Below are 11,838 nucleotides of genomic sequence, written 5' to 3'. Positions count from 1 at the left end.
GGCCTCTGCGGCATTTGCCGGGGCCGAAACTGCAAGATCGGCGGGGTGGGGGTGGGGTGGCGCCGACCAGGCGTGACAGTTGCAACTGTCGCCGACGCGGTTGATCTGAGTTCCGCGGGACACGTGCGAGACTAGATAACCATGAGCGACCCACGGATCACCTCGTCGATCTTCACCCGCGGCGCGGTCGACCTCAGCGCGTTGCGCGGCACTTCCGAACCCTCCCGTCCCAGCACACCGAGCCAGGCCGGCCCGCCGGCCGGCGTACCCGGCGGCCCGCCGGCGGGCGGCGCCCTGGCCGTCATCGACGTGACCGAGGCGACCTTCCAGTCCGAGGTGTTGGAGCGGTCGCTGACCACGCCGGTGGTCGTGGACTTCTGGGCCGAGTGGTGCGAGCCCTGCAAGCAGCTCTCGCCGGTGCTGGAGCGGCTGGCCGCCGAGGGCGACGGCGCCTGGGTGCTCGCCAGGGTCGACGTCGACGCCAACCCGCGGCTCGCCCAGATGTTCCGGGTCCAGGGCATCCCGATGGTCTACGCGGTGGTCGGCGGGCAGCCGATCGACGCCTTCTCCGGCGTGGTGCCGGAGGCCCAGCTCCGCCAGTGGATCCAGGCCATCCTCAAGGCCGGTGGCGTGACCGTCGCCGAGCCGGAGGACCCCCGGCTGACCGAGGCCGACGACGCGCTGATGTCCGGCGACCTGGAGGCCGCCGAGGCGGCGTACCGGAAGATCCTGGCCGAGAGCCCGGCGGACGTCGCGGCCGAGGCCGGCCTCGCCCAGGTCGGGGTCGCCCGGCGGGTGGCCGGCGCCGACCCGCGCGCCGCGCTCGCCGCCGCCGAGCAGGCCCCCGACGACATCGAGGCCCAGCTCCTCGCCGCCGACATCGAGGTGCTCAGCGGGCTGGCCGAGCAGGCGTACGCCCGGCTCGTCGGCCTGGTCCGCCGGACCGGCGGCGACGACCGGGAGCAGGTCCGCCAGCACCTGGTGTCGCTGTTCACCATCGCAGGCCCGGACGACCCCGCCGTGGCGGCCGCCCGACGTGCCCTGGCCAGCGCCCTGTTCTGAGTTCACCGCACGCCAGCGCGGGCCGGCGTACCGGCCGGCCCGCCCGACCATCGAGGACGGGAGCCCATGATGCGCCGGATCGCCGTCCTCGACGCGCCGACGAACCTCGGCCTGCGCCCACCCACGTCCACCTCCGTCCCGGGCTGCGCGAAGGCGCCCGGCGCGCTGCGCGACCACGGCTTGCTCGCCCGGCTGCGGGCCCGCGACGCCGGCTGCCTCACCCCGCCCCGGTACGACCCGGGTGACTGGCGCCCCGGCGACGGGGTCTGCCACGCGCCGGAGATCTCCGGCTACTCTGTGGCGCTGGCCGACCGGATCGGCGCGATCATCGACCGCGGCGAGTTCCCGCTGGTGCTCGGCGGGGACTGCTCCGTGCTGCTCGGCTCGGCGCTGGCCATGCACCGGCTCGGCGAGGCGGTCGGCGGGCGGATCGGGCTGGTCTTCGTCGACGGCCACTCCGACTTCCGGCACCCCGGCAACGCCTCGTACGTGGGCGCGGCGGCGGGCGAGGACCTGGCCCTGGTCACCGGCCGGGGGCAGGCCGACCTGGCCGCCATCGAGGGGCGGCGCCCCTACTTCCGGGACATCGACGTGGTGGTGCTCGGCATCCGGGCTCAGGACGAGTACCGGCTCGACCTCCAGGCCGCCGGCATCACCACCCGCCCGGTCCCGGCGCTGCGCGCCGAGGGGGCGGCCCGCACCGCCCAGTGGGCGCACGAGCAGCTGGCCGACTGCGCCGGCTACTGGGTGCACATCGACGTGGACGTGCTCGACCCGGCGGTGATGCCCGCGGTCGACGCGCCCGACGCGGGCGGCATCGCCTTCGCCGAGCTGGAGATCCTGCTCGCCGGGCTGGTGGACACCCCGCACTGCCTCGGCGTCGAGCTGACCGTCTTCGACCCCGACTACGACCCCGACGGCTCCTACGCCGCCGAGATCGTCAACACCGTGGTGGCCGGGCTCGCCCCGGTCGTCGCGCCCGGCGCGACGCCGCCCCGGCTGCTGCCGTCCGGCCCGGTGGCCCCCGCGCCCCGGCCCGGCAACGGCCGGCCACCGTCGCGCGACGTGCTGCCCGGCCCGGCGGCCGTTCCGGCGCCCGCGGTGGCGGTCGAGCCGATCGGCCCGACCCCGACCGGGGACGGAGACGATCCCGGCGGCAACGGCGACCGGCCGGCGGCCGAGCCGCCGCCCGCCGACCCGGCCCGTCCGGGCTCGCTGCGCCGGGTGGTGGAGCCGGACGGGTCGGACGGACCCGAGCCGGCCGGACCGCTGGCATCGGCCGGGCCCGGGTTGCTGCGCCGGGTGGCCGGCGTGGAGGAGGCGGACGAGTCGGAGCCGGACCCGACCCGACCGGGTGTGGACATCGCCTGATCCGTCAGCGGGCGTCGAGGCCGCGGAGGAAGCGTTCGGCGATCGGGACGGCGCTGGCGGTGCTCGACCCGCCCTGCTCGACGAAGACCGCGAACGCCACGTCGCCCTGCCAGCCGACGAACCAGGCGTGGGTGTGCGCCGGGTTGTTGTCGTACTCGGCGGTGCCGGTCTTGCCGTATACCGGCTCGCCGGGCACGTCCGCGAGCGCGCTGGCCGTGCCGCTGGTGACCACCGCGCGCATCATCGTCCGGACCGCCGTCACCGACTCCGCCTTGAGGGCCGGATCGGCCGGGGCGGGCTTCGCCGGGGCCGGGTCCAGCAGCAGCTTGGGCTGCTCCCAGTGGCCGCGGGCCACGGCGGCGGTGGCGCCGGCCATGGCGAGCGGGCTGACCACGGTGGTGCCCTGGCCGATCGCGGCGGCGGCCTGCTCGGTGGCCGAGCCGTTGGCGGAGACCTTGCCGGTGAAGACGTCGGTGCCGAGGTCCCAGGACGCCTCCAGGCCGAGCGTGCGGCCGGCCTGCGCCAGCCCGTCCGGGCCGAGCTTCGGCGCCAGCGAGGTGAAGGCGGTGTTGCAGGACTTCGCAAAGTCGGTGGTGAACGGGACGTCGCCCAGCTCGAAGTTGTCGGAGTTCTTGAAGGAGCGGCCCTCGACCTCGAACGTCTTCGGGCAGCGCACGGTCGCCTCCGGGGTCACCGCGCCCCGGTCGAGCAGGGCCAGGGCGCTGACCATCTTGAAGGTCGAGCCGGGCGGCACCTGGGCGGTGAAGGCCAGGTTCTCGCCGGCCGCGCCGGGGCCGTTGGCGGCGGCCAGCACGGCGCCGTCGCTGATGCGTACGGCCACCAGGGCGGACCGCCGGGCCTGCCCGCGCAGCGCCGCGTCGGCGGCGTTCTGGGTGGCCACGTCGAGGGTGGTCTTCAGCGGCTGGCCGGCCTTCGGCTCGCTGCGGAACACCTCGACCCCGCTGGGTGCGGTGGCGCCTTCCGCCGCAGGGTGCTCGGTGATCACGGTCACCCCGGGGGTGCCGCGCAGGCGGTCGTCGTAGCGGCCCTGGAGGCCGCCGTGGCCGACCAGGTCGCCCCGGACGTACTTGTCGGGGTGGGCCTTGAGGTCGTCGGCCTGGGCCGGGTCGACCGAGCCGAGCAGGGCCCGGGCGAACTCGCGGGTCGGGGCCAGGAAGAGCTGGTCGGACTGGAACCGGGTGCCGGGCAGCTCGTAGATGCGGGGCTTGATCTGGCGGTAGGCCTCGTCGCGCAGGGTCACCACCTCGACGAGCGCGCCCCGATCCGCCTCGCTCAGGCGCTTGGGCAGGTCGGAGAGGTCGACCGGCGGGGTGAGCGCGGGCCGGACCGCCTTGAACGCGGCGTCGAGCTTCCGGACCAGGCCCTTCACGTCGGTGACCTCGCCGGGGTTGACCTGCACCCGGACCACCGGGCGGGGCGCGACGATCGGGGCGCCGGCGGAGTCGAGCACGCCGGTCCGGGGCGCGGCCTCCCGGCGCAGTGCGAGCCGGTCGCCGGCCGCCAGCTTCTCGTGCACGACGCTCGGCTCCCAGATGACCTGCCACTGGTCGTCCGCACCGTGCCGGAGGCGTACCGGATTCTCGTAGGTCCAGGTGGTCCCGCCCGGCAGCGGCCAGGTGAGCCGGACCCGCGCGGTGGCGATGTCGGCCGTGACCTTCACCTCGCCCGTGCGCTCGAGCTTCGGCGGGCTGTCGGCCAGCTCGCCGGCGAGCGACCGGAGCTCCCTGGTCACCTCGGTCGCCGGCACCTTGGCACCGGTCGGGTCGATGAAGCCGACCGCCTGGAGGTCGCCGGAGGGCCAGCCCTTCAGGAAGGCGTCGACGCTCTGCTCCGGCCCGTCCTCGCCCGAGCACCCGGTCAGCCCGCCCGCCGCCAGCGCGACGGCGGCCAGCGCCGCGAGGACCCGGCGGCGAGGGGAGAGGTGGCGGTGGACGGGGTACGACAGGAGCATGAAGCAATCCCTCCGGTTTGAAACTGCCCTGCACGCTAGTACGCCCCGCGGCTCGCCACCGCCCCGAAACGGCCCTTGCGCAGGCAAAGAGTGGCCTGTGGCAGTGTGATGAACATCGCCAGTCCGGGTACTCCGCGACCGGCCGACCACGTACCCGCAACGGGTGAAAGGACAGAGTCCCGATCCGGACGTCCGGCCGGTGGTCCGCCGACGAAGGGGCACAGCGGCAGGCCTAGGCTGGGCGGCAGAGTGACCCACAACGCGGTGGGTCGAGGGGAGTGGCACCGATGGACCGGCGTCCGGCGATCAAACCGGGACCCGACCTCCGGCAGGCTGACACCAGCCGGGACGATGACAGCTTCGATTCGACGACCGACGGGGACGGTTTCGGCCGTCTCGACACAGGAGTGACCGGGATGACCGGTTCCAGCATCGACACCCTCTACGACCTGGGCCTGCCCGCGCCGGCACTGGGCGACGAGGCCGAGGACGCCGAGCTGGACGAGCCGGTACCGAACGCGGAGCGCCTGGTCGCCCAGGCGGTCGCGCTGGCCGGTGACGATCAGGACGCGGCCATCCTGGTGAGCCGTTTCTGGCGGTTCGCGCCGGACGAGGAGCTGATCGGCTTCACCGCCGAGGAGATGCTCGACGCGGCCCGGGCCCACCGGGACCTCGCCCAGCAGCGGGTACCGGGCGAGCTGAAGCTGCGCATCCACGAGCCCGACGCCGAGCAGCACCACACCGTGATCGAGATCGTCACCGACGACATGCCGTTCCTGGTCGACTCGGTGACCGCGCTGCTGAACTCGCACCACCTCGACGTGCACCTGCTGGTGCACCCGCTGGTCGTGGTCCGGCGTGAGCCGCTCGGCCGGCTGACCGAGGTCTCCGCGGACGTGGAGCCGGACGACGCGATCGCCGGCGACCTGGTCGAGAGCTGGATGCGGATCGAGATCGACCCGGTCCGCGACGCGGCCGAGCGGGACACGCTGCGCCGGGAGCTGCAGCGGGTGCTCACCGACGTGCGGGAGGCCGTCGAGGACTGGCCGAAGATGCGGCAGCGTGCCCTGGCCCTGGCCGACGAGTTGGCCTCGGCGCGCACCTCGGACAACCGTCCGCCGGTGCCGGAGAAGGACATCACCGACTCGGTGGAGCTGCTGCGCTGGCTGGCGCACGACCACTTCACCTTCCTCGGCTACCGCGAGTACCGGCTGGTCGACACCGACGGCGCGGACGGCGGCCAGGCCCTGGAGGCGGTCCTCGGCACCGGGCTGGGCATCCTGCGGTCCGACTCGCCGGAGGCCCGGTCGCTGAACTCGATGACCCCCGAGGCGCACGAGAAGGTGCTGGAGAAGCGCCTGCTCATCATCACCAAGGCCAACTCGCGGGCCACCGTGCACCGCTCGGCCTACCTCGACTACATCGGCTTCAAGATCTTCAACGACGCCGGTGAGGTGGTCGGGGAGCGGCGCTTCCTGGGCCTGTTCTCCACGGCGGCCTACCGGACCAGCGTGCAGGAGCTGCCGGTGGTCCGGCGTAAGGTCGCCGAGGTGCTGGACCGCTCGGGCCTGAGCCTGCGCAGCCACTCCGGCAAGGACCTGCTCCAGATCCTGGAGACCTATCCGCGCGACGAGCTGTTCCAGATCAAGACCGACGACCTCTACCACGCGGTGATCGGCGTGCTCCGCATGGCCGGCCGCCGGCAGCTGCGGGTCTTCCTGCGCCGGGACGGGTACGGGCGGTTCATCTCCTGCCTGATCTACCTGCCGCGGGACCGGTTCACCACCCAGAACCGGCTGCGCATGCAGGACATCCTGCTGCGCGAGCTGAACGGCGTCGGGGTCGACTACACCACCCGGGTGACCGAGTCGATGCTGGCCCGGGTGCACTTCATCGTCCGGACCGACCCGAACAGCCCGCCCGGGGAGATCGACGCCGACCTGCTCGCCGAGGAACTGGCCGACGCCACCCGGCTCTGGGACGACGACTACCGGCTGGTGCTGGAGCGCAAGCTCGGCGACGAGCAGGCCAAGCACCTGTTCAGCCGCTACGCCGACGCCTTCCCTGAGGGCTACAAGGACGGGCACACGCCGTACGAGGCGATGAAGGACCTGGCCAAATTGGAGCTGCTGGAGGAGCCCGGCCAGCTGGAGATGCACCTGTTCCGCAAGCAGCTCGCCGGGCGCACGAACGGCGCCGGCCGGAGCGCCGAGGTCGACGAGACCATGGACGTCCGGTTCAAGGTCTACCGGTACGGCGAGCCGATGATGCTCTCCGCCGTGCTGCCGGTGCTGCACTCGCTCGGCGTCAAGGTGGTCGACGAGCACCCGTACGAGGTGGAGCGCGTCGACGGCCGGATCTGGCTCTACGACTTCGGGCTGCAACTGCCCGAGGCGCACCAGGAGCTGGCCGAGGTCCGCCCGCACGTGGAGAACGCCTTCGCCGCCGCCTGGCGGGGCGAGGCCGAGGTCGACGGCTTCAACGAGCTGGTGCTCCGGGCCGGGCTCACCTGGCGGCAGGTGGTGGTGCTGCGGGCGTACGCGAAGTACCTGCGGCAGGCCGGCACCGTGTTCTCGCAGGAGTACATGGAGCAGACCTTCATCGCGTACCCGCGGATCGCCTCGCTGCTGGTGGAGCTCTTCGAGACCCGGTTCCGGCCGGGCGCGTCCACCCTGGACGAGCGCCGGCAGCGCAGCGGCGAGCTGGTCACCGCGATCGGCGCGGCGTTGGACGACGTGGCCAGCCTCGACCAGGACCGCATCCTGCGCTCCTACCTGACGCTGATCCAGGCCACCCTGCGCACCAGCTTCTACCAGAAGCCGGTCGGCGGGCGACCGAAGTCGTACGTCGCGTTCAAGCTGGACCCGCAGGCGATCCCGGAGCTGCCGGCGCCGCGGCCCAAGTTCGAGATCTTCGTCTACTCGCCGCGGTTCGAGGGCGTGCACCTGCGGTTCGGGCCGGTGGCCCGGGGCGGCCTGCGCTGGTCGGACCGGCGCGAGGACTTCCGCACCGAGGTGCTCGGCCTGGTCAAGGCGCAGATGGTGAAGAACGCCGTGATCGTGCCGGTGGGCGCCAAGGGCGGCTTCGTGCTGAAGCAGAAGCCGGGCGACCGGGACGAGGCGGTGGCCTGCTACAAGGAGTTCGTCGGCGCGCTGCTCGACGTCACCGACAACATCTCCAGCGGCGAGATCGTGCCGCCGGAGGACGTGGTCCGGCACGACGCCGACGACCCGTACCTGGTGGTGGCGGCGGACAAGGGCACCGCGACCTTCTCCGACATCGCCAACGAGATCTCCGCCGCGCACAACTTCTGGCTGGGCGACGCGTTCGCCTCCGGCGGTTCGGCCGGCTACGACCACAAGAAGATGGGCATCACCGCCCGGGGCGCCTGGGAGTCGGTGAAGCGGCACTTCCGGGAGCTGGGGCACGACACCCAGACGCAGGACTTCACCGTGGTCGGCGTCGGCGACATGTCCGGCGACGTGTTCGGCAACGGGATGCTGCTGTCGAAGCACATCCGGCTGGTGGCCGCCTTCGACCACCGGCACATCTTCCTGGACCCCGACCCGGACGCGGCCACCTCGTGGGACGAGCGGAAGCGGCTGTTCGACCTGCCCCGGTCGTCCTGGGAGGACTACAACACCGAGCTGATCTCGGCCGGTGGCGGGGTGTATTCGCGGACCGCCAAGTCGGTGCCGGTGTCGCCGCAGGTGCGCGCGGTGCTCGGCCTCGCCGACGACGTCACGCAGCTCAGCCCGCAGGAGCTGATGAAGGCGATCCTCACCGCGCCGGTGGACCTGTTCTGGAACGGCGGCATCGGCACCTACGTGAAGGCGTCGACGCAGACCAACGCCGAGGTCGGGGACAAGTCCAACGACGCCATCCGGGTGGACGGCAAGGGCCTGCGCTGCCGGGTGGTCGGCGAGGGCGGCAACCTGGGCTTCACCCAGCACGGCCGGATCGAGTACGCCTCGGCCGGCGGGCGGATGTACACCGACTTCATCGACAACGCGGCCGGGGTGGACTGCTCCGACCACGAGGTGAACATCAAGATCCTGCTCAACACGGCGGTCGCCGACGGCGCGCTGGACATGCCGGAACGCGACGAGCTGCTGGCGCAGATGACCGACGAGGTCGCCGAGCTGGTGCTGCGGGACAACTATGACCAGGCCCGGGCGCTGAACAACGCCCAGGCCCAGGCCGCCTCGCTGCTCCCGGTGCACCGCCGCATGATCAGCGACATGGAGCGGTCGGGCGCGCTGGACCGGGCGCTGGAGGCGCTGCCGCCGGACGAGGAACTGGCGGTGCGCGGCGAGACCGGGCTGACCGCGCCGGAGTTCGCGGTGCTGCTGGCGTACGTGAAGATCGTGCTGGAGCGGGAGATCGTCGGCGAGGGGCTGGCGGACGAGGAGTGGACGACCGACGTCCTGGTCAACTACTTCCCGACCCCGCTGCGCGAGCGGTTCGCCGACCGGATGGGCCAGCACCGGCTGCGCCGCGACATCGTCACCACGGTCCTGGTCAACGAGGCGATCAACCGGGGCGGCATCACGTTCGTCTTCCGTGTGGTCGAGGAGACGGCCGCGTCCGCGGCGGACGTGCTGCGGGCGTACGTGGTGGTCCGTGAGGTGTTCGGGCTGCGCGAGCTGTGGGACGCGGTCGAGGCGCTGGACAACAAGGTCTCGCCCGAGTTGCAGACGAGCGTCTACCTGGACACCCGCCGGCTGCTCGACCGCGCGGTGCGCTGGCTGGTCACCAACCGGCGCTCGCCGATCGACGTGCCGGGGGAGATCGCCCGGCTGCGGGACGGGGTGGCCCGGCTCCTGCCAGAGCTGGAGAACCTCTTCTACGGCACCGAGCGGGAGGCGATCGCCGCCCACATGGACTCGATGACCGGCAAGGGGCTGCCCCGCGACCTGGCCGAGCAGGCGACCCGGCTGATGTACAGCTTCGGCCTGCTCGACATCGTGGAGACCGCGCAGTCGACCGGCCGGGACGTGAGCGAGGTGGCCTCGGTCTACTTCGTCCTCTCCGACCGGTTCCGGGTGGACGCCCTGCTGTCGAAGATCTCCCTGCTGCCGCGGGAGGACCGCTGGCAGACCCTGGCCCGGATGGCGCTGCGCTACGACCTGTACGCCGCGCTGGCCGCGCTCACCGCGGAGGTCCTCGGCTCCACCCCGGACAGCCTCCCGCCGGTCGAGCGGGTGCAGGAGTGGGAGCAGGCGAACGCCACCTCGATCCACCGGGCGCACCGGGCGATGGGGGAGTTCGACGAGTCCCGCGCCGACCTGTCCGCCCTCTCGGTGCTGCTGCGGCAGATCCGTACCCTGGTGCGGACCTCGGCGGCGGCCTGACGGTACGCCGGCGCGGCCCGGTGGTCGGTCACCCGACCACCGGGCCGCGCCCGTCCGCCTCGCTTCACGCCATGCTGGCGAAGGCGATGACGTTGTCGACGTAGCTGCGGGCGCTCTCGTCGAACGCCCCACCGCAGGTGACCACCCGCAGGCTTGGCTTGTCCGAAGGGCCGTAGACGAGCTCGGTGGGGAAGGCCGTCTTCGGGTACGACTTCACCTCGGTCACCGTGAACGTGGCCGCCGAGCCGTCCTCCCGGGCGATCGAGATGGTGTCGCCCTTCTGGAGCGAGCCGAGGTTGAAGAAGACGGCAGGCCCGAGCTTGGCCGAGTCGACGTGGCCGACGATGACCGAGTTGCCGACCTCGCCGGGACTGGGCCCCGGGGAGTACCAGCCCGCCTTCATGGCCTGCTCGAGCGGGGGCACCTGGACCGTGCCGTCCGAGTTCATGCCGAGGGTCATGATCTCGGCGTGCACGCCGATCCGGGGGATCGAGATGGTCGTCGGGGTCGATCGGGGCAGTCCGGCGAGGGTGAGGTCCGGGTGCGGCGTGACCATGGAATCGTCGTCGACGGAAGCCTGGTCGGCGGTCTCCGCGCCGATGACGCCCGCGGGGCCCGGGATGGCGGTCGGAGACGGGGACAGGTCGGCGGGCCCGGCCTGGGCGAGCGGCTGGGGCGGGCGGGGCGGCGGCGCGGTCCGCACGGACGCCCCGATCATGCCGGCGCCCACCATGGCGAGCAGGACGACGACGGCCGCGCCGGCGGCGCGCCACGGTTTCCCGTGACGGCCGCCGGCCCGTGTCGCCGTCCGGTCAGACGAGGTCATCGCCCCGCCGCCGGCGCAGCAGGATCATGCCGCCCAGGGCGGCGGCGCCGATGACGCCAACCCCGCTGGCGGCCATGTTGCGGTCCAGGCTGGTGGTGGTCATGCCACCGTCACCGCCGTCGACGTGGCCACGCGGCATGCAGTCCCGGTCGTGGTCCTTGCGGTCGTGGTCCTTGCGGTCCTCGTCCTTGCGGTCGTGGTCCTTGCGGTCCTCGTCCCGGCTGTCCCAGCTCCGGTTGTCCCAGTCCTTCCGGTCCTCGTCCTTGCGGTCGTGGTCCTTCCGGTCCTCGTCCTTGCGGTCCTCGTCCCGGTCCTTGGCGTCGTGCTCCTTGTTGTCCCGGTCGTTGCGCTCTTCGTCCTTGCGGTTGTCGTCCTTGCGGTCCTCGTCCTTGCGGTCCTCGTCCCGGTCCTTGGCGTCGTGCTCCTTGTTGTCCCGGTCGTTGCGCTCTTCGTCCTTGCGCTCTTCGTCCTTGCGGTTGTCGTCCTTGCGGGCCTGCTCGTTGCCCGACTCGTCGGCGGCCATGCCGCCGCCCTGGCCATCGGCCCCCGACTGCCAGGACTCGTTGCCCTGCCAGTCCTTGTGCTCCTCGCCCCTGCCGTCGTCGTGCTTGCCGTCCTCGCCCTTGCCGTCGTCGTGCTTGCCGTCCTCGTGCTTGCCGTCCTCGCCCTTGCCGTCGTCGTGCTTGCCGTCCTCGCCCTTGCCGTCGTCGTGCTTGCCGTCCTCGTGCTTGCCGTCCTCGCCCTTGCCGTCGTCGTGCTTGCCGTCGTCGTGCTTGCCGTCCTCGTGCTTGCCGTCCTCGTGCTTGCGGTCCTCGTCCTTGCGGTCGTGGTCCTTGCGGTCCTCGTCGCTGCGGTCCCAGTCCTTGCGGTCCCAGTTCTTGTGGTCCCAGTCCTCGTGGTCCCCAGAGCAGGTACCGGGAAGACTGACCTGCGGCTTGGCGACCGTGTAGGCGCTGGCCGCGTTCGCCGCCCCGGGCGAGAACAGCAGCAGGGACGCGCCGCCGAGAGCAGCACCCGCAACGAGCTTCCCGAGCATCTTCTTAGCCATGACCTGCGTCACTCCATCCCTGTTTGTCCTGAGCCCGACATCCCTCGAGCTACGACCGACGTTAGACGGTTTCGCGAGTTATCCGGGGAAACATTCGTGTTTAGGAGTTTGTAGGCGATGGGAGCGATACGGGTGCTACGCGGCTTTTGTGGCTTGCCCCATGGCTCGGGCCCCCGTCGTGTCGGCTCGGGTGGTCGCGTGCCGG

Annotated in this window: 6 protein-coding genes; 3 read left to right on the top strand and 3 right to left on the bottom strand. The window is 72.3% G+C overall.

The features are described 5' to 3' along the window. Positions 1 to 141 precede the first annotated feature (141 nt). Both AC0OLQ_RS30290 and AC0OLQ_RS30285 read left to right on the top strand, forming a co-directional pair. Positions 142 to 1,062, top strand: a complete 921-nt coding sequence (locus AC0OLQ_RS30290; protein ID WP_484529046.1) for a tetratricopeptide repeat protein — start codon at positions 142 to 144, stop codon at positions 1,060 to 1,062. Between the two features lie 66 nt (positions 1,063 to 1,128). Beyond that, complete coding sequence (locus tag AC0OLQ_RS30285; protein ID WP_484529045.1) at positions 1,129 to 2,433, top strand: arginase family protein; 1,305 nt, start codon at positions 1,129 to 1,131, stop codon at positions 2,431 to 2,433. Positions 2,434 to 2,437: 4 nt separating this feature from the next. On the opposite strand, the gene AC0OLQ_RS30280 is transcribed toward AC0OLQ_RS30285, so the two are convergent. Beyond that, positions 2,438 to 4,405, bottom strand: coding sequence for a penicillin-binding transpeptidase domain-containing protein (locus tag AC0OLQ_RS30280; protein ID WP_484529044.1), 1,968 nt, complete (start codon positions 4,403 to 4,405; stop codon positions 2,438 to 2,440). Between the two features lie 287 nt (positions 4,406 to 4,692). Between AC0OLQ_RS30280 and AC0OLQ_RS30275 the strand changes: the two genes are divergently transcribed. After that, positions 4,693 to 9,759 carry an NAD-glutamate dehydrogenase gene (locus tag AC0OLQ_RS30275; RefSeq protein ID WP_484529043.1) on the top strand — a complete coding sequence of 1,689 codons (5,067 nt, stop codon included), beginning with the start codon at positions 4,693 to 4,695 and terminating at the stop codon, positions 9,757 to 9,759. A gap of 64 nt (positions 9,760 to 9,823) precedes the next feature. Here the strand turns inward: AC0OLQ_RS30275 and AC0OLQ_RS30270 are convergent, their stop codons facing one another. Both AC0OLQ_RS30270 and AC0OLQ_RS30265 read right to left on the bottom strand, forming a co-directional pair. Then, a complete protein-coding gene (locus AC0OLQ_RS30270) occupies positions 9,824 to 10,585 on the bottom strand; it encodes a class F sortase (RefSeq protein ID WP_484529042.1) in 762 nt (253 codons plus the stop codon). Next, entirely contained in the window at positions 10,572 to 11,633 is a 1,062-nt protein-coding gene (locus tag AC0OLQ_RS30265) for a hypothetical protein (RefSeq protein ID WP_484529041.1), read from the bottom strand. The genes AC0OLQ_RS30270 and AC0OLQ_RS30265 overlap by 14 nt, the downstream gene beginning before the upstream one ends. Positions 11,634 to 11,838: the final 205 nt, after the last annotated feature.

It is taken from the genome of Micromonospora sp. Utrum1 (assembly GCF_057197805.1).
This window is presented reverse-complemented; position numbering and strand designations above follow the sequence as displayed.